This window comes from Pseudomonas sp. RU47 (assembly GCF_004011755.1).
Taxonomy (GTDB): domain Bacteria; phylum Pseudomonadota; class Gammaproteobacteria; order Pseudomonadales; family Pseudomonadaceae; genus Aquipseudomonas.
In genome coordinates this window covers 6,281,706-6,299,964 of sequence record NZ_CP022411.1, presented here as the reverse complement: position 1 = coordinate 6,299,964, position 18,259 = coordinate 6,281,706, and the positions used below count along the sequence as shown (strand labels likewise).

14 protein-coding genes are annotated in these 18,259 nt (G+C 61.4%); 9 read left to right on the top strand and 5 right to left on the bottom strand.

Annotated features, from left to right (window positions below):
* Positions 1-92: 92 nt before the first annotated feature.
* Complete coding sequence (gene cadR, locus CCX46_RS28905) at positions 93-542, bottom strand: Cd(II)/Pb(II)-responsive transcriptional regulator (protein WP_034153703.1); 450 nt, start codon at positions 540-542, stop codon at positions 93-95.
* An 84-nt stretch (positions 543-626) separates the two neighbouring features.
* Between cadR and CCX46_RS28900 the strand changes: the two genes are divergently transcribed.
* The 7 genes from CCX46_RS28900 (at position 627) to CCX46_RS28870 (ending at position 9,707) form a co-directional block, all read left to right on the top strand.
* A complete protein-coding gene (locus tag CCX46_RS28900; RefSeq protein ID WP_127930145.1) occupies positions 627-2,936 on the top strand; it encodes a heavy metal translocating P-type ATPase in 2,310 nt (769 codons plus the stop codon).
* 13 nt (positions 2,937-2,949) lie between these two features.
* Entirely contained in the window at positions 2,950-3,813 is an 864-nt protein-coding gene (locus CCX46_RS28895; protein ID WP_064116303.1) for a LysR family transcriptional regulator, read from the top strand.
* 221 nt (positions 3,814-4,034) lie between these two features.
* Positions 4,035-5,111 (top strand): putative 2-aminoethylphosphonate ABC transporter ATP-binding protein, encoded by a 1,077-nt coding sequence (locus CCX46_RS28890; RefSeq protein ID WP_127930144.1) that lies wholly within the window; start codon positions 4,035-4,037, stop codon positions 5,109-5,111.
* Positions 5,111-6,835, top strand: coding sequence for a putative 2-aminoethylphosphonate ABC transporter permease subunit (locus CCX46_RS28885; protein WP_127930143.1), 1,725 nt, complete (start codon positions 5,111-5,113; stop codon positions 6,833-6,835). The genes CCX46_RS28890 and CCX46_RS28885 overlap by 1 nt, the downstream gene beginning before the upstream one ends.
* 26 nt (positions 6,836-6,861) lie before the next feature.
* A complete protein-coding gene (locus CCX46_RS28880; RefSeq protein WP_007912988.1) occupies positions 6,862-7,887 on the top strand; it encodes a putative 2-aminoethylphosphonate ABC transporter substrate-binding protein in 1,026 nt (341 codons plus the stop codon).
* 126 nt (positions 7,888-8,013) lie between these two features.
* A complete protein-coding gene (locus CCX46_RS28875) occupies positions 8,014-9,147 on the top strand; it encodes a TIGR03364 family FAD-dependent oxidoreductase (RefSeq protein ID WP_127930142.1) in 1,134 nt (377 codons plus the stop codon).
* Positions 9,147-9,707, top strand: a complete 561-nt coding sequence (locus CCX46_RS28870; protein ID WP_127930141.1) for a phosphonate degradation HD-domain oxygenase — start codon at positions 9,147-9,149, stop codon at positions 9,705-9,707. The genes CCX46_RS28875 and CCX46_RS28870 overlap by 1 nt, the downstream gene beginning before the upstream one ends.
* Positions 9,708-9,880: 173 nt before the next feature.
* Here CCX46_RS28870 and CCX46_RS28865 read toward each other — a convergent pair whose 3' ends face one another.
* Entirely contained in the window at positions 9,881-11,266 is a 1,386-nt protein-coding gene (locus CCX46_RS28865) for a GTPase/DUF3482 domain-containing protein (RefSeq protein WP_093429806.1), read from the bottom strand.
* A complete protein-coding gene (locus tag CCX46_RS28860; RefSeq protein ID WP_127930140.1) occupies positions 11,259-12,638 on the bottom strand; it encodes a DUF2868 domain-containing protein in 1,380 nt (459 codons plus the stop codon). Before CCX46_RS28860 ends, CCX46_RS28865 begins: the two co-directional genes overlap by 8 nt.
* 85 nt (positions 12,639-12,723) lie before the next feature.
* Between CCX46_RS28860 and CCX46_RS28855 the strand changes: the two genes are divergently transcribed.
* Positions 12,724-13,236, top strand: coding sequence for a dihydrofolate reductase (locus tag CCX46_RS28855; protein WP_127930139.1), 513 nt, complete (start codon positions 12,724-12,726; stop codon positions 13,234-13,236).
* A gap of 90 nt (positions 13,237-13,326) precedes the next feature.
* On the opposite strand, the gene CCX46_RS28850 is transcribed toward CCX46_RS28855, so the two are convergent.
* Positions 13,327-14,718 carry an L-cystine transporter gene (locus CCX46_RS28850; RefSeq protein ID WP_127930138.1) on the bottom strand — a complete coding sequence of 464 codons (1,392 nt, stop codon included), beginning with the start codon at positions 14,716-14,718 and terminating at the stop codon, positions 13,327-13,329.
* Positions 14,719-14,958: 240 nt separating this feature from the next.
* On the opposite strand from CCX46_RS28850, the gene CCX46_RS28845 reads away from it, so the two are divergent.
* On the top strand, positions 14,959-16,020 hold the full coding sequence (locus CCX46_RS28845) for a haloacid dehalogenase-like hydrolase (RefSeq protein ID WP_127930137.1): 1,062 nt from the start codon (positions 14,959-14,961) through the stop codon (positions 16,018-16,020).
* A 192-nt stretch (positions 16,021-16,212) separates the two neighbouring features.
* Here CCX46_RS28845 and ilvD read toward each other — a convergent pair whose 3' ends face one another.
* A complete protein-coding gene (gene ilvD / locus CCX46_RS28840; RefSeq protein WP_077574927.1) occupies positions 16,213-18,054 on the bottom strand; it encodes a dihydroxy-acid dehydratase in 1,842 nt (613 codons plus the stop codon).
* Positions 18,055-18,259 lie beyond the last annotated feature (205 nt).

Here is an 18,259-nt window from a genome sequence, read left to right as displayed (position 1 = left end):
GCTCGCGAAGAGGGCACGTCAGTCATAGAGATGTCGACTGATACGCCGCTTTCGCGAGCAGGCTCGCTCCCACATTTGGTTTTGCGTGAGTCTTAATGGCCGTGGCTGCGGCCTACATGGGAGTGCTCCACTTCCGTCGCGACAACCCCGCCACTCACTTCCAGCCGCTGCAAAATTCCGCACTGATCGGCCATCGGCCCTTCGCCACAGCGTTGGCGCAGGTCGAGCAGTTGTGTCTGCAACGCCAACAAGCCATCAATCCGCGCCTTCACATGCTGAATATGCTCGTCGATCAATGCATTGACGCTTTCGCACTGATCCTGCGGGCTATCGCGCAAAGTCAGCAGGCTACGGATTTCTTCGAGGGTCATGTCGAGGGTGCGGCAGTTGCGGATGAAGGTCAGGCGTTCGGCGTGCGCCTGGGTGTAGACGCGGTAGTTGCCGTCGCTGCGGGCCGGCTCCGGCAGGAGGTTTTCGCGCTCGTAGTAGCGGATGGTTTCCACGGCGCAGTCGGTGAGTTTGGCCAGTTCTCCGATCTTCATGACGGCAATCTCCAAAAGGGTGCTTGACCCTATAGTGGCTACAGGGTCTTTACTTGGCAACAGGCACCTTCATGGACGCGACCAATGAGCGATTCCCAGCACACCCACAAGCCCGGCGACGGCCACGATCACAGTCATAAATTGCAGCCTGTGCATAAACATTCACAGGGTGGCGATTCTTGCTGCGGATCGAAAGTCGCTGCGCCGGCACCGGTTCATGCGCACGAAGATTCCTGCTGCTCATCGAAAGCCGCCGCGCCTGCGCTGGTGCAACTGAGCGAGAAAACCAGCGCCGACGCGCGGCTGAGCAGTTTCCGTATCGAGGCGATGGACTGCCCGACCGAGCAGACGCTGATCCAGAACAAGCTCGGCAAACTCGCCGGCGTGCAGCAACTGGAATTCAACCTGATCAACCGCGTACTTGGCGTGACTCACAATCTGCCGGGTACCGAGCCGATCACCGAGGCGATCAAGTCCCTCGGCATGCACGCCGAGCCGTTGGAGGCAGGCGTCGAAGCGCCAGCCCCAGCGCCGGTGAAAAAACACTGGTGGCCGCTGGCGCTGTCCGGTGTCGGCGCGCTCGCCGCTGAAGTCATTCACTTCACCAATGCCGCTCCGACCTGGGTGGTGGCGATCATCGCGCTGGTGTCGATCCTCAGCGGTGGCCTGACCACCTATAAAAAGGGCTGGATCGCCCTGAAGAACCGCAACCTCAACATCAACGCGCTGATGAGCATCGCCGTCACCGGTGCGATCCTCATCGGCCAGTGGCCGGAAGCGGCGATGGTGATGTTCCTGTTCACCGTCGCCGAGCTGATCGAAGCGCGCTCGCTGGACCGTGCGCGCAACGCGATCAGCGGCCTGATGCAGATGACGCCGGAGCAAGCCACGGTGTTGCAGGCTGACGGTTCGTGGATTGAGCAGGACGTAAAAAGCGTCGAACTCGGCGCCCGCGTACGGGTGAAGCCGGGCGAGCGCATCGCGCTGGACGGCGAAGTGGCCAGCGGCAGTTCGACCATCGACCAGGCGCCGATCACTGGGGAAAGCCTGCCGGTAGAAAAAACCGTCGGCGACAAAGTCTTCGCCGGCACCATCAACCAGGCCGGTTCGCTGGAATACACGGTGACCGCCGCAGCGAATAACTCGACCCTGGCGCGCATCATCCATGCCGTTGAACAGGCTCAAGGTGCGCGCGCGCCGACCCAGCGCTTCGTCGATCAGTTCTCGAAAATCTACACGCCCGTGGTGTTCGTGTTTGCCTTGGCCGTGGCGATCATTCCGCCGCTGTTCATGGGCGCTGTGTGGTTCGACTGGATCTACCGCGCGCTGGTGCTGTTGGTGGTCGCGTGCCCGTGTGCACTGGTGATTTCGACTCCGGTGACCATCGTCAGCGGCCTCGCGGCAGCGGCGCGCAAAGGCATTCTGGTCAAGGGCGGCGTGTACCTCGAGGGCGGTTTCAAGCTCGATTATCTGGCGCTGGATAAAACCGGCACGATCACTCACGGCAAACCGGTGCAGACCGATTACCTGTCGCTGGACCCAACCGCCGATGCCTCCGCGCCGGCTATCGCTGCTGCGTTGGCCGGACGCTCCGATCACCCGGTGTCGCTGGCCATCGCCAACGCCGCTGTGGATAAAAACTTCGCAGCGCTGATTGTGGATAACTTCGAAGCGTTGGGCGGGCGTGGCGTCAAAGGCGAGATCAACGGCCAGACCTACCACTTGGGCAACCATCGCTTGGTCGAAGAGTTGGGCCTGTGCTCGCCGGCACTGGAAGAGAAACTCTTCGCGCTGGAGAAACAGGGCAAATCCGTGGTGCTGCTGCTCGACAATTCCGGCCCGCTGGCACTGTTCGCGGTGGCGGATACCGTCAAGGAAACCAGTCGCGAAGCAATCCGTCAGCTCCACGAACTCGGGGTGAAAACCCTGATGCTCACCGGCGACAACGTCCACACCGCCCAGGCGATTGCCGCACAGGTTGGCATCGACGAAGCGCGTGGCGACTTGCTGCCGACCGACAAACTGCAAGCCATCGAAGACCTTTATGCACAGGGCCGGCGGGTCGGCATGGTCGGTGACGGCATCAACGACGCGCCGGCACTGGCCCGCGCCGAGATCGGTTTTGCCATGGCCGCTGCCGGCACCGACACCGCGATCGAAACCGCCGATGTCGCCCTGATGGACGATGATCTGCGCAAGATCCCGGCGTTCATCAGCCTGTCGCGCAACACCGCGAGCATCCTGAAACAGAACATCGCGCTGGCCCTGGTGATCAAAGCTATCTTTCTTGCGGTAACCTTCGCTGGGCTCGCCACCATGTGGATGGCGGTGTTCGCCGACATGGGCGTGAGCCTGCTGGTGGTGTTCAACGGTTTGCGCCTGCTGCGCAAATAGATGAGGAAAGGTTGTGCTGAGTGCCGAGCTGAAAGCGTTTTACATGGTCGCCCGCCTGGGCAGCATCACGCTGGCGGCGAAAAAACTCGGCCTCAGCCAACCGACCGTGACCACGCAGATTCGCAATCTGGAAAGTCAGTATTCGGTGGAGCTGTTCTACCGTGGCGGTCGGCGGTTAAGCGTCAGTGATGAAGGCGCGCGGTTGCTGCCGATGGTCAAGACGCTGTTGCAGCAAGAGGCGGACATCGAGTTCTTCCTGCGCAACAGCGGTCAGGTGCAGGGCACATTGCGCATCGCGGCGACGGCGCCGTATTACATCCTCGATCTGGTGAAGACCTTTCGCGAGCGCTTGCCGCAAGTGGAAGTATCGGTGGAAATCGGTAATTCGCAGCAGGTGCTCGAAGCGCTGGAGGATTACCGGGTGGACATCGCTGCGTCGTCGCAATTGCTCGATGACGCGCGGTTGATTCGCCGGGTGCTTGGCACTGATCCGCTGGTACTGGCGGTGCATCGCAATCATCCGCTGGCGGCGCAGGAGCATGTGGCGTTGAGCGCACTGGCCGGACATACGTTGTTGATGCGTGAATCCGGTTCGACCACGCGGCGGTTGACTGAAGAGTTGCTCGCCAGTGCCGGGGTGAGTTTCGGGCCGCTGCTGGAGATTGGCAGCCGTGAGTCGATTCGTGAGGCGGTGTTGCGCAATATCGGCATCAGCATCATTGCCCGGCAGGAAGTGCCGCATGATCCGCAGTTACGCGTGCTGACGATCGAGAATGCGCCGCAGATTCCCGAATACCTTTATTGCCTGAAAGAGCGCAAGGGCGCGCGGTTGCCGGCGGCGTTTCTCGGTTTGGCCCAGGAAATGTCCCCCGCGTAATGATCGTTCCCACGCTCCGCGTGGGAATGCAGCCCGGGACGCTCTGCGTCCCAACAGCCGAACGCGGAGCGTCCGATGAGGCATTCCCACGCAGAGCGTGGGAACGATCTCTGGTGAACCAAAATCCCCGAATACCACTATCGGCCGTTTTTGCCTCGTTGCCACATGACGGACGCATTACAACTCTAGGATTGGCCCCATCTGCTTGATGAGGTCTGTCCATGAATCCTGCCATCGCAACTGCCCTGACCAACCCCGGTGCGCCGATGAAAGTGCGCGGCGTGCAGAAACGCTTCGGCGCGTTCACCGCACTGGATAACGTCTCCCTCGACGTCGCCGCCGGTGAACTGGTGTGCCTGCTTGGCCCGTCGGGCTGCGGCAAGACCACGTTGCTGCGCTGCATCGCCGGTCTGGAAAAACAGGACAGCGGCGAGCTGTACCTCGGCGAGCGCGACGTCTCGCACCTCGCCCCGCAAGCCCGTGATTACGGGATTCTGTTCCAGTCCTACGCGCTGTTCCCCAATCTGACGGTCGAAGCGAACATTGCCTACGGCCTCGCCGGCAGCGGTCGCGACGAAGTACGTCGCCGTGTCGGGCAAATGCTCGAACTGGTTGGCCTCTCCGGCAGCGAGAAAAAGTACCCCGGCCAATTGTCCGGCGGCCAACAGCAACGTGTAGCGCTGGCCCGCGCGCTGGCGCCGGCACCGTCGCTGTTGTTGCTTGATGAACCGATGTCGGCCCTCGACGCCCGCGTCCGCGAGCATCTGTGTACCGAGCTGCGCCAGCTGCAACGCAACCTCGGCATCACCACCCTGATGGTCACGCACAATCAGGACGAAGCCATGCTCATGGCCGACCGCATCGCCGTGATGAACAATGGCCGCGTCGAGCAGTACGCCACCCCGCAGGAAATCTACAACCGCCCGGCCACGCCGTTCGTGGCCGAGTTCGTCGGCCAGGGCAACTGGCTGCCGTTCCAGCGCAGCAGCGACACTCACGCGCAGGTTGGCGGAATGAACCTGCGCCTCAGTGACGGCAGCGTTCAGCGCGCCTCCGGCCGTTTGTTCTGCCGTCCGGAAGCGATCAACGTCAATCCGCTGGTACACGAAGAAAACCTGTTCCCGGCCAAAGTCCGCGAGATCACCTTCCTCGGCAACCGCTGCCGCATGAGTTTCGAACTCGATCAACTGCCGGGCCACGCACTGCTCGCCGAACTCGCCCCGGAAGCCATGCCGCGCCTCGGCGCCCAGCAGATCATGGTCGCCTTGCCGCCGCGCAGCCTGCAGGTGTTTGCCTGATGAACAGCAATCTCGCGCTGCCGCTACCGCACAAGCAGGTGCGACAGTCTTCGAAAGCCGAGATCGGCGATCGCATTTTTGTCGTCGGTGGCAAAGTCCTTTTGCTGGTGTTGCTCGGTGTTGCGGTATTGCTGCCGTTGCTGGCGATCTTCTGGCGTGGCTTCAGCAGTGAAGCCGGGCAGGGCGGTGGCTGGGTCGCGGCGAAGGAGCTGGTGACCAGCGAGAATTTCCACTGGCTGCTCGGCAACAGCCTGAAAGTTTCCCTCAGTGTCGCGGCCATCGTCGTACCGCTGGCTTACCTGTTTGCCTATGCGCTGCAACGCACGCTGATTCCGGCCAAGGGCATCTGGCGCGGGATTTCCCTGCTGCCGCTGATGGCGCCGTCGATGCTGCCGGGCATTGCGCTGGTCTATCTGTTCGGCAACCAGGGCATGTTGCGCGGATTGCTCTCGGACAATATCTACGGGTTCTGGGGGATTGTGCTGGGCGAGGTGATTTACACCTTCCCACATGCGCTGATGATTCTGCTCTCGGCATTGTCGCTGGCCGATGCGCGGCTGTTCGATGCCGCTTCGAGCATGGGCGCCAGTCCAGCCAAAGCCTTTCGTAGTATCACTTGGCCGGCGACTCGGCAGGCCGTGTTCGCCGCGTTCTGTCTGGTGTTCACCCTGACCATCACCGATTTCGGTGTGCCGGTGGTGGTCGGTGGCGACTATCAAGTGCTGGCGCTGGAGGCCTACAAAGCCGTGGTCGGCCAACAACAATTCGGTCGCGGCGCATTGATCGGCATGGTGCTGTTGCTGCCGGCGCTGTTCAGCTTCGGCGTTGATGCCTGGCTGCGTCGGCGTCACGGCGACTCCATGAGCGGGCGTGCGCAGGTGTTCAAACCGGCGCCGTCGAAACTGCGCGACGGCTGTTACCTGGCGATTGTCTTGCTGATCAGCGCGGCGTTGATTCTGGTGTTCGGCATGGCGGTGTTCTCGTCGCTGGTGAAGTTCTGGCCGTACAACCTGTCGCTGTCGCTCAACCACTATCAGTTCAACGAAACCGCTGGCGGTGGCTGGCTGGCTTACAGCAACAGTTTGAAAATGGCCTTGGGCACGGCGTTGATCGGCAGTGTGTTGATCTTCACCGGCGCTTATCTGATGGAGAAAACCCGCACTCAGCGCGGCCTCAACCTCGCGTTGCGCATGCTCAGTTTCGTGCCGATGGCGGTGCCGGGGCTGGTGCTTGGTCTCGGTTATGTTTTCTTCTTCAACCTCACGGGTAACCCGCTGCATGTGCTCTACGGGACGATGACGCTGTTGATCGTCTGCACCATCGCGCACTACCTGACCACCGCACAAATGACCGCGACCACCGCATTGCGCCAACTCGACGCCGAGTTCGAAGCCGCCGCGCTGTCGCTCAAAGCGCCGCTGTACCGCCACTACCTGCGCGTCACCGTGCCGATCTGCCTACCGGCGCTGCTCGATATCGTGCGCTACCTGTTCGTCTCGGCGATGACCACGGTGTCGGCGGCGATCTTCCTCTACAGCCCCGACACCATCCTCGCGGCGGTCGCGGTGCTGAACATGGATGACGCCGGCAACGTCGGCGGCGCGGCGGCGATGTCGACCCTGATTCTGTTCACCTCGGCGGGCGTGTCCTTGCTGCTGGCGTGGGCTTCGCGCGGCTTGCTGCGCCGTTCTCAAGCCTGGCGGCAAACCGCGCCCGGTCACTGATTCAACTCACTTACAGGAAAACGATCATGTTCAAGCCTATGGCCCTGGCCGCAGCTGTGCTCGCTACTTTCAGCCTGAATGCCTTCGCGGCAAAAACCGAGTTGACGGTGTACACCGCCCTCGAAGCCGAGCAACTGAAGTCCTACAAAGAAGCCTTTGAAAAGGCCAACCCGGACGTCGAGATCAAATGGGTGCGTGATTCCACCGGGATCATCACCGCCAAACTGCTCGCCGAAAAGGCCCGTCCACAGGCTGACGCGGTGTGGGGCCTGGCTGCTTCGAGCCTGGCGATTCTCGACCAGCAAGGCATGCTGCAAAGCTACGCGCCGAAGGATCTCGGCAAGATCGGCGCGAACTACCGCGACGCCGCGAACCCGCCCGCGTGGGTCGGCATGGACGTCTGGGCCGCGACGATTTGCTTCAACACCGTTGAGGCTGAGAAGCAGGGCCTGACCAAACCCGTGAGCTGGCAGGATCTGACCAAGCCTGAGTACAAAGGCAAGATCGTCATGCCCAACCCGGCGTCGTCCGGCACCGGTTTCCTCGACGTCAGCGCCTGGCTGCAAACCTTTGGCGAGAAGCAGGGCTGGGCCTACATGGACGGTCTGCACCAGAACATCGGCCAGTACGTTCACTCCGGTTCCAAGCCTTGCAAGTTAGCAGCGGCGGGCGAGTTCCCGATCGGGATTTCCTTTGAATACCCGGCGGTACAGCTGAAGCGTCAGGGCGCGCCGCTGGACATCATCCTGCCGAAGGAAGGTCTGGGTTGGGAGATCGAAGCGACTGCCGTGATCAAAGGCACGCCGCATGAAGAAGCGGCGAAGAAACTGGCTGACTTCTCGGCGAGTGCCGAGGCGATGGATCTGTACAAGGAGAACTTCGCTGTTCTTGCCCAGCCAGGGATCGCCAAGCCGCAGACCGAATTGCCGGCGGATTACGAGCAGCGTCTGATCAAGAATGACTTTGCCTGGGCCTCGAAGAATCGCGACGAGATTCTGACCGAGTGGCGCAAGCGTTATGACGGCAAGTCCGAGAAAGTCGCCGCCAAGTAACCGTTGCCGATCGTTCCCACGCTCCGCGTGGGAATGAATCCCGTGACGCTCCGCGTCACTATGGACGCAGAGCGTCCTTGGCTGCATTCCCACGCGGAGCGTGGGAACGATCATTGAGGTAGCCTCATGACACAACACAAAGACCTGCTCATCGTCGGTGCCGGCATTCTCGGCTTATCGCACGCCTATGCTGCCGCCAAACGCGGCCTAAAAGTCGCCGTTTTTGAACGCACTGCCACCCCCCTCGGCGCTTCGGTGCGCAACTTCGGCCAGGCGCTGGTCACTGGCCAACCACCTGGCCAAATGCTTGAGCTAGCCAAGGCCAGCCGCGAGATCTGGGGCGACTGGGCGCAACTCGCCGGTCTGCAAATCAAGCGCAACGGTTCCTACCTGTTCGCCCGTACTGAAGCCGAAGAACATCTGCTCGAAGCCTTCTGTAACGGTCGCGCCGTGGAGCACGGTTACAACATCCAGTTGCTGCGCGGCACGGCCTTGCGCGATCTGTATCACGGCCAGTTCAGCCACCACCGCGCCGCGTTGCACGGCATCGACGATCAACAGCTGTACTCGCGCGAAGCCATCCCGGCGCTGATCGACTACCTGCGCCGCGACCTCGGCGTCGAGTTCCACTTCTCCACACTGGTACGCGACGTCGAGCCGGGGCACCTGCACAGCACCGCCGGCAGCTTTACCGCCAAGCAGATCATCGTCTGCTCCGGCCACGATTATCAGACCTTGCTCGCCGAGCCGATCGCTGCGCTCGACCCGCAAATCTGCCGCCTGCAAATGCTCCGCGCCAAACCTGCGACCGAGCTGAATCTGCAACACGCCTTGCTCACCGGCCTGAGCTGCGTGCACTACGGCGCCTTTGCCGATCTGCCGGAAGCGGCGGCGGTGCAGGCGCAGATCCTGCGTGAACAACCGCACCTGCACGACAACGGCATCCACCTGTTGATCAGCCCGACGCCGTACGGCGAATTGATCATCGGCGACTCGCACCATTACGGCAGCGACCCTTCACCGTTCAACGCTGAGCAAGTGGATAACTGGATGCTCGAACTGGCCGAACAGACGCTGGGCTGCAAAGTACAAGTGGTCGAGCGCTGGCAGGGCGTCTATGGTTCCCGGGGGGCGGGGCCATTTTCATTCCTGCGCCCGGCAGCGGGGTTGAGTGTGGCGCTGATGCACACCGGCGTCGGCATGAGCGTCGGCCCGGCGATGGCCGAGCGCAACGTTGCGCAGTTGCTGGAGGAAATTTGATGACAGGTCATGAGCAAGTCGTTGCGCGGGTATTCGGGTTGTATGAGCGCTTCGGCACCAGCGATTACATCGGTGAACCGGTGTCGCAGATCGAGCATATGTCTCAGGCGGCCGAACTGGCGATGGCTGAGGGCTTTGACGATGAAGTGGTGTTGGCGGCGTTCTTTCATGACATCGGCCATTTGTGTGCCGAGGGCGCGGAGAATATGGGCGGTTATGGCGTGCTCAGCCATGAACGCCTGGGCGCGGATTATTTGCGTGAAGCCGGTTTCAGCGAGCGTATGGCGCGGCTGGTGGAATATCACGTGCAAGCCAAGCGGTATCTGACACTGCGTGAGCCTGGGTATTTTGATCGGCTGAGTGAGGCGAGCCGGCGAACGCTGGCGTATCAGGGTGGGGTGATGACCGAGGTGGAGGCGGATGTGTTTGAGCGGGATCCGTTGTGTGCGGTCAGCCTGCGGATGCGGCAGTGGGATGAGTTGGCCAAGGAGCGCGCGGTGCCGGTGATGGATCTTGGGGTTTTGAAGCGTAAGGCTGCGAGATTGTTGTCTACTGTGTGATTGTCGCCCTCACCCCAGCCCTCTCCCGGAGGGAGAGGGGGCCTACGGATTTGCTCTCAGGTGATACATCGACCTGAAATATCCAGCCGAACTCAGGTTTTGAAAAGCCTGGAGATCTGCTCCCTTCCCCCTCTACCCCTTGGGGGAGAGGGCTGGGGTGAGGGGGTAGCGATCTAAAGCTCAAGCACCCGATCAACCAACGCCTCAATCTGCTCCTGCCGTTCCGCCTGATTCAACTTCGCCTGCGGATTCAACGACGACCACTGCGGATGCGCCCGCGCCTTGCTCAGCGCTTCAGGCAACTTGCCCTCACGCCAGGTTTTGTCTTGCGGCGTGGCCACCTGAACCGCATCCATCGCCGCATGCCCACGCTGATCCAGCGCCAACACCAGTTGCCGCTGACGCAACGCCAACAACCGTAACACCCCGTCATCCACCGTCAGCTCACGCTGCCCTTTGATCTTGCCCAGCAAGCGACTGCCATAACTGCGCGCCGTCTGCAGCGCACCACCAGCAATCGCCCCAGCCAGTGCCGCCGCGCCGAGGGTAATCCCGCCAACCAGCAAATCCACACCAGCCCCCGCTGCCGCACCAGCAGCAATACCGCCGCCCACGCGTACGCCGAGTTGCTTCAAGGTTTCCGGGTTGAACAAGTCATCACCCCAGCGTCCATCGAGCAACGGCAAATCACTCGCCGCCGCATCCTGTGGTCGGAACGCGTACAGCTTGAGCAACGCCTCAACACACTTCTGCTCGCGCTGACGCACAGCCTTGCGCAGTTCGCTGATGGCTTGCTGCTCCTGCTCCGCCTCGCTGACCACACTGCGTCGGCACGCGGCGCAGTCGATCAGCAACTCAGCAATCAAGCGCGCCGCACTTTGCTGACGCGCGAGGCGCTGAGCCTGTTGATCGGCAATCAGCCGCTCCAATTGCGGTCGAGCATTTTCCAGCAGCAACGCGAGACTTTCATACAGCCGGCGCTCGCCATCCTCGGGCGGCGCGACGCTGTCGAAACGCACCAGCGCATGCAGCCCGAGCCGCGCCAATGCCTCGCGCCAATCCGGTTCGCGATGGTTGGCGCTGCTGACGAAATTCAGTACCGGCAGCAACGGTTTGCCGCAACTGGCGAGCACTTCCAGTTCATCGCGATACTTGGCCAGCACCGGTTCGCGCGCATCGATCACGTATAAACCGGCGTCGGAGGCGAGCAATTGCCGCAGCACTTTGGCCTCCTGCTCAAAGCGCTGGCGAGCCTCGCTGCCGTCGAGGAACCGCGCCAGCCGCGCCGGGCCATCGAGGCGTTCGCCGGGGCGTTCCAGGCGCTCGAGAAAATCCAGCAGGGCGATGGCATCTTCCAGCCCCGGCGTGTCGTAGAGGTCGAGCAACGGTTCGCCGTCCACCGACAACCGCGCGCCCTCGACATGCCGGGTAGTGCTCGGGCGATGGGACACTTCGCCAAAACCCACGTCGCGGGTCAGCGTGCGCAGCAGCGAGGTTTTGCCGACGTTGGTGTGGCCGACCACCGCGAGTTTCAGCGGCGCTTTCCAGGCATCAGTCATGACCCGTCTCCAACCAGTTCAACGGCGCGCTATCGGCAAAAGGCAACTCCAGTTGTTGCAGCGCAACGTGCCAGTCGCCGAGGCGTTCGGCGTCCAGTGCGTCGCCCGGCGGTGCTTGCAGCAGCCAGACGCGCGTCTCCCCGGCGCTGCGCGCCAGTTCGGCGATCAAGGCGAGGCTGCCGCGATCCGGCGAGCGCCGTGGGTCGCAGGCAATCGCCAGACGTGCCGGTGGAAAACGGCTGAGTTGTTCGAGGAGTTTGTGCCGCGATTCGCGGCTGTCGAGGATGCCGGCGTTACTGACGTTTTTCGGCAGCGCGGGTGGCCATGGACGTTGTTCGTCGAGTTCGATGGCGACCAGCAACGCGCCTTCGCTGGCGAGTTCGCCGACGCTGCTTTCGACGCGATGCAACTGCGCAGGCTCCGGGTCGTTGACGCCAAGGCGTTCGCTGGTCGGCATCAGACGTTCGCGCAGCTGCGCGTAGCCGGGCAGGTTCAGCTCCAGACGCAAGCGATCACGCCCACGTTTCCAGTGCCAACGGCAGAACAGCATCAGCAGCAGGCGGGGGAGCACGCCATAGATCAGCACCGCGCCGACCAGCCATATCGCCCACATCTGGCGAACCAGCACGCGGTTGTAATCGGTGTCCAGCGTTACGCGAATCATGTCCACGCTCGGCGCACTCCAGCCCAGCGCATGGGGAATAACCGTCAACGCATCAGTCAGTGCCGCGAAGAAGTCAGCGCCAAGCAGCGTGCTTTCCCAGATGAAGTCATATTGCCGGGTGGCCATCATCAATATCAGCATGCTCAGCGCGCTGAACATGATCAGCAACCACAGGCCATTGACCAGCGAGCCAATCGCCCAGCGATTGAGTTTGTGGCGTTGCAGCAGGACCAGTAATGCTGGGGGTAATTGCGCGGCTTTGGCGTCCCGGGCAAATTTCTCGCTGAGCCACAGCCACAATCTGCCAAGCGCTGCCGCGTGTTCGCCAGCGAATAGCAGGCCGAATGCCCAGCTCAGCAGCAGGATCAGATTGACCCCGAGCAACGTGCCCAGCGCCCAGAAAATGTTTACCGCTCGCGTACCGTCGCCGAGCGCAGAAAATGCCATGCCCGCCCCGGTGACGCAGGCCAGCAGCGCCATCAGCAGCAACGCCAGACGCGCGCCTTGCAGCCAGTGTTTCAGAGCATTGGTCAGCCCGTCGCGCTCGGCCAGCCAGAGCGCCCGGCGCTGAATGCGGCTCGGCAGATCACCGCCGGCGGTGCGGGCCAGACGATTGGCTTCCAGATCATCCAATGGGCCTGCGTGTTCTTCGCGCAGGCGCACGGTTTCGGTGAGCCAGAGGTTTTGCAGTGGAGTCAGTTCAGTCACGCAGCGTCCCGTCGCTTAATTGAGCGCTGAGCATAACCGCTGTGGCGCTTATCGGGGTAAGCGCGGCTCTGGTATCCTCGCCAGCATGACTAAATCACTCCCCCTCAGCCTGATCGCAGCCCTCGGTGAAAACCGCGTGATCGGCGTCGACAACAGCATGCCCTGGCACCTGCCGGGGGACTTCAAATACTTCAAGGCCACCACCTTGGGCAAGCCGATCATCATGGGGCGCAAGACCTGGGATTCGCTCGGTCGACCGTTGCCGGGGCGCTTGAACATCGTGGTCAGCCGTCAGGCCGATCTGGTGCTCGAAGGTGCCGAGGTTTATCCGTCGCTGGAAGCTGCCGTGGTTCGCGCCGAAGAGTGGGCGAAAGCCCAGGGCGTCGATGAGCTGATGCTGATTGGCGGCGCGCAGCTGTATGCGCAAGGGCTGGAGCAGGCGGATCGTCTGTATCTGACTCGCGTGGCGTTGAGCCCGGAGGGGGATGCGTGGTTTCCTGAGTTTGATTTTGAACAGTGGAAGCTGGTGTCGAATGTGCCGAATCCGGCTGAGGGCGACAAACCTGCGTACAACTTCGAGGTTTGGGAGAAGGCTTAAAAAGCATCGCGAGCAGGCTCACTCCTACAGGGGAACGCATTCCAATTGTGGGAGTGAGCCTGCTCGCGATAGCGGTCTGTCAGGCGCTACTTAAGCCTGAGCCAACTCCGCATGCTCATCGGCATCCAGCAACGCTTTATCCGTCTGCTGCATTACCTGACTGGTAATCGCGCCAGCCGTGATCGAACCACTCACGTTCAACGCCGTGCGGCCCATATCAATCAGCGGCTCAACCGAAATCAGCAACGCCACCAGTGACACCGGCAAACCCATCGCCGGCAGCACGATCAGCGCCGCGAACGTCGCGCCGCCACCCACACCGGCCACACCCGCCGAACTCAAGGTCACAATCGCCACCAGCGTCGCGATCCACAGCGGATCCAGCGGGTTGATGCCCACGGTTGGCGCAACCATCACCGCCAACATCGCCGGATACAGACCCGCGCAGCCGTTCTGGCCGATGGTCGCACCGAACGACGCGGCAAAACTTGCCACCGATTGCGGAATGCCCAGACGACGCGTCTGCGCTTCAATGCTCAGCGGAATGCTCGCGGCGCTGGAGCGGCTGGTGAACGCGAACGTCAGCACCGGCCAGATCTTGCGGAAGAAACGCAGCGGGTTGATCCCGGCGGCCGACACCAGTACGCCGTGCACGACGAACATCAGGCCCAGACCGAGGTACGACACCACGACAAAACTGCCGAGCTTGATGATGTCTTGCAGGTTGGAGCCGGCGACCACTTTGGTCATCAGCGCCAGCACGCCGTACGGGGTCAGCTTCATCACCAGCCGCACCAGACGCATCACCCAGGCTTGCAGGGTGTCGATGGCGTTGATCACTTTCTGACCTTTCTCGACGTCATCCTTGAGCAGTTGCAGTGCGGCGACTCCCAGGAACGCAGCGAAAATCACCACGCTGATGATCGAGGTCGGCTTGGCCCGCGCCAGATCGGCAAACGGGTTTTGCGGGATGAACGACAGCAGCAGTTGCGGCACATTCAGGTCGGCAACTTTGCCGGCGTAGTCAGTCTGAATGGTTTGCAGACGAGCCATTTCCTGAGTGCCAGCGACCAGACCTTCGGCAGTGAGGCCGAACAGGTTGGTCAGGCCGATGCCGATCAGCGCCGCAATCGCGGTGGTGAACAGCAGGGTGCCGATGGTCAGGAAGCTGATCTTGCCCAGCGACGAGGCGTTGTGCAGGCGTGCTACGGCGCTGAGGATCGAGGCGAACACCAGCGGGATAACGATCATTTGCAGCAACTGTACGTAGCCGTTGCCGACCAGATCGAACCAGCCGATCGAGGCTTTCAGCACCGGGTTGCCGGCACCGTAAAGGGTGTGCAGGGCCACGCCGAACGCGACGCCCATCGCCAGTGCGAGCAGGACTTTTTTCGCCAGACTCCACGTGGTGTGGCGGGTTTGCGCCAGACCGAAGAGCAGGGCGAGGAACACCAGCAGGTTGAGAATCAACGGTAGATTCATGAGAACTCCAGAAAGACTTTGCCAACAGCCTTCCGGGGCTGCTGCGAACCGGCAAGCCTAACAGCTTGATTTGCAATGATTTAATACCGAAATCTTAGGGCGTCCGTCGTTTTTGGAATAAGCCCGTGTCGCTCTCGGCAATGCATCTGGCGCAATAGGGACGCGGGCGGTCGCTGACAGACGAGGACTGTCACACATATTTGTTAGCGTCGATCTCTTTGAATCAGGGAGAAGAGGCTTATGAAGTTCGCACCGAAATTTCTGGCTGTCGCACTGACGGTGGGCATGGGCCTGGCTACTCAGGCGTTCGCTACTGACCTGAAACACTGGCCGGTCGATCAGGCCAAGGCGCTGGATGCGATGATCGCCGCCAATGCCAACAAGGGTAACTACGCGGTGTTCGACATGGATAACACCAGTTACCGCTACGACCTCGAAGAGTCGTTGTTGCCGTTCATGGAAAACAAGGGCCTGATCACCCGCGACAAACTCGATCCTTCCCTGAAACTGATGCCGTTCAAGGACACCGCCGACCACAAGGAAAGCCTGTTCAGTTATTACTACCGCCTCTGCGAAGTCGACGACATGGTCTGCTACCCGTGGGTGGCGCAGGTGTTCTCCGGTTTCACCCTCAAGGAACTCAAAGGCTACGTCGATGAGCTGATGGCTTCAGGCAAGCCGGTGCCGGCGACTTATTACGAAGGCGATGTGGTGAAGAAACTCGACGTCAATCCGCCGAAGATCTTCACCGGCCAGCAGGAGCTGTACAACAAGCTGATGGAGAACGGCATCGAGGTCTACGTGATGACCGCCGCCTCTGAAGAGCTGGTGCGCATGGTCGCGGCGGATCCGAAGTACGGCTACAACGTCAAACCGCAGAACGTCATTGGCGTAACCACGCTGCTGAAGAACCGCGAAACCAACGAACTGACCACCGCACGCAAGCAGATTACCGCCGGCAAATATGACGAGAAGGCCAACCTCGGCCTTGAGCTGACGCCGTACCTGTGGACGCCGGCGACGTGGATGGCCGGCAAGCACGCGGCGATTCTCACCTACATCGACGAATGGAAAAAACCGGTACTGGTTGGCGGCGATACCCCGACCAGCGATGGTTACATGCTGTTCCACGATGTCGACGTGGCCAAGGGCGGCATTCACTTGTGGATCAACCGCAAGGACAAGTACATGGCGCAGATCAACGGCATGATGGCCAAGCACGCGGCGGCGCAGGCGAAAGAAGGGTTGCCGGTGACGGCGGACAAGAACTGGGTGATCGTCAAACCTGAAGAGATTCAGTAAGCCACACCGATCCAATGTGGGAGCGAGCCTGCTCGCGAAAGCGTAGTGTCAGTCACCATCTCTGTTTCTGACATACCGTATTCGCGAGCAGGCTCGCTCCCACAGTTTGATCTGCTGTGACTTTGGGATTTCGCTCAGACACAAAAATGCCCCGCACTCAGGCGGGGCATTCTTTTATTCGACGCTTAAGGCTTACAGCCCGTCAAGCATCGCTTTGTTACGCACCGCACCCTTGTCGGCACTGGTCGCCAGCAGGGCGTAGGCCTTGAGGGCGGTGGTCACTTTACGCGGACGCACTTCCACAGGTTTCCAGCCTTTCTTGTCCTGCTCGGCGCGGCGTGCAGCCAGTTCTTCGTCGCTGACCAACAGGTTGATCGAGCGGTTCGGAATGTCGATCAGCACTTTGTCGCCGTCCTGCACCAGACCGATCGCGCCCCCGGCGGCGGCTTCTGGCGAAGCGTGGCCGATGGACAGACCCGAAGTACCGCCGGAGAAACGACCGTCGGTGAGCAGCGCACAGGCTTTGCCCAGGCCTTTGGATTTCAGGTACGAAGTCGGGTAGAGCATTTCCTGCATGCCCGGGCCGCCTTTCGGGCCTTCGTAGCGAATGATGACGATGTCGCCAGCCTTCACTTCGTCAGCGAGGATGCCGCGTACGGCGCTGTCCTGGCTTTCAAAGATCTTCGCGTTGCCTTCGAAGACGTGGATCGATTCGTCGACACCGGCGGTTTTCACCACGCAGCCATCGAGCGCGATGTTGCCGTACAGCACGGCCAGGCCACCTTCTTGCGAATAGGCGTGTTCGAAACTGCGGATACAGCCGTTTTCACGGTCGTCATCGAGGGTTTCCCAACGGGTCGACTGGCTGAACGCCGTCTGCGTCGGGATACCGGCAGGGCCGGCCTTGAAGAAGTGATGCACCGCTTCATCGGTGGTCTGGGTGATGTCCCACTTGGCGATGGCTTCTTCCATGCTGCGGCTGTGCACGGTCGGCAGGTCGGTGTGCAGCAAGCCGCCACGGGCCAGCGAACCGAGGATGCTGAAGATGCCGCCGGCGCGGTGTACGTCTTCCATGTGGTACTTCTGGATGTTCGGCGCAACTTTGCACAGTTGCGGAACAGTGCGCGAAAGACGATCGATGTCGCGCAGGTCGAAATCGATTTCCGCCTCTTGGGCAGCAGCGAGCAAGTGCAGGATGGTGTTGGTCGAACCGCCCATGGCGATGTCGAGCATCATCGCGTTCTCGAACGCCTTGAAGTTGGCGATGTTGCGCGGCAGCACCGATTCGTCGTTCTCGCCGTAGTAGCGTTTGCACAGTTCGACGATGGTACGGCCGGCCTGCAGGAACAGTTGTTCGCGATCGCTGTGGGTGGCGAGGGTCGAACCGTTGCCCGGCAGTGCCAGACCCAGTGCTTCGGTCAGGCAGTTCATCGAGTTGGCGGTAAACATGCCGGAGCACGAACCGCAGGTCGGGCAGGCGCTGCGCTCGTACTCAGCGACTTTCTCGTCAGACGCGCTTTCGTCGGCGGCGATCACCATGGCGTCGACGAGGTCGAGGCCGTGGGAAGCGAGTTTGGTCTTGCCGGCTTCCATCGGGCCGCCGGAAACGAAGATCACCGGAATGTTCAGGCGCAAGGCTGCCATCAACATGCCCGGGGTGATCTTGTCGCAGTTGGAGATGCAGACAATGGCGTCAGCACAGTGGGCGTTGACCATGTACTCGACGGAGTCGGCGATGATTTCGCGGCTCGGCAGCGAATAGAGCATGCCGTCGTGGCCCATGGCGATGCCGTCATCCACGGCGATGGTGTTGAATTCTTTCGCTACACCGCCGGCGCGTTCGATTTCGCGGGCGACCAGTTGGCCCAGATCCTTCAGGTGCACGTGGCCCGGTACGAACTGGGTGAAGGAGTTGGCAATGGCGATGATCGGCTTTTTGAAGTCGTCATCTTTCATCCCCGTGGCGCGCCACAGTGCGCGGGCACCGGCCATGTTGCGGCCGTGGGTGGATGTTTTCGAGCGGTAATCTGGCATGGAGCACTCCGGGCGGCTAATCACTTACTAATCAGGTGCAAAAGGGGAGTGAGCTTCTATTGACGTCTGGAACACTCAGAAATGGCCGTGTGTCCGTGATGTTGCCGATGACGTTGCGGGATCGCCGCTGGTCTCAGCCTGAGCTCATAAACCCGCCGGGGGATGAATGGCGATGAATCAGCCGATTCTACACCGCTGGCGTCTG

What these genes read in the sequence shown, in the direction of transcription:
- cadR (WP_034153703.1), bottom strand. Translation starts at nt 542, where the DNA reads ATGAAGATCGGAGAACTGGCCAAACTCACCGACTGCGCCGTGGAAACC.
- CCX46_RS28900 (WP_127930145.1), top strand. Translation starts at nt 627, where the DNA reads ATGAGCGATTCCCAGCACACCCACAAGCCCGGCGACGGCCACGATCAC.
- CCX46_RS28890 (WP_127930144.1), top strand. Translation starts at nt 4,035, where the DNA reads ATGAATCCTGCCATCGCAACTGCCCTGACCAACCCCGGTGCGCCGATG.
- CCX46_RS28885 (WP_127930143.1), top strand. Translation starts at nt 5,111, where the DNA reads ATGAACAGCAATCTCGCGCTGCCGCTACCGCACAAGCAGGTGCGACAG.
- CCX46_RS28880 (WP_007912988.1), top strand. Translation starts at nt 6,862, where the DNA reads ATGTTCAAGCCTATGGCCCTGGCCGCAGCTGTGCTCGCTACTTTCAGC.
- CCX46_RS28875 (WP_127930142.1), top strand. Translation starts at nt 8,014, where the DNA reads ATGACACAACACAAAGACCTGCTCATCGTCGGTGCCGGCATTCTCGGC.
- CCX46_RS28870 (WP_127930141.1), top strand. Translation starts at nt 9,147, where the DNA reads ATGACAGGTCATGAGCAAGTCGTTGCGCGGGTATTCGGGTTGTATGAG.
- CCX46_RS28865 (WP_093429806.1), bottom strand. Translation starts at nt 11,266, where the DNA reads ATGACTGATGCCTGGAAAGCGCCGCTGAAACTCGCGGTGGTCGGCCAC.
- CCX46_RS28855 (WP_127930139.1), top strand. Translation starts at nt 12,724, where the DNA reads ATGACTAAATCACTCCCCCTCAGCCTGATCGCAGCCCTCGGTGAAAAC.
- CCX46_RS28850 (WP_127930138.1), bottom strand. Translation starts at nt 14,718, where the DNA reads ATGAATCTACCGTTGATTCTCAACCTGCTGGTGTTCCTCGCCCTGCTC.
- CCX46_RS28845 (WP_127930137.1), top strand. Translation starts at nt 14,959, where the DNA reads ATGAAGTTCGCACCGAAATTTCTGGCTGTCGCACTGACGGTGGGCATG.
- ilvD (WP_077574927.1), bottom strand. Translation starts at nt 18,054, where the DNA reads ATGCCAGATTACCGCTCGAAAACATCCACCCACGGCCGCAACATGGCC.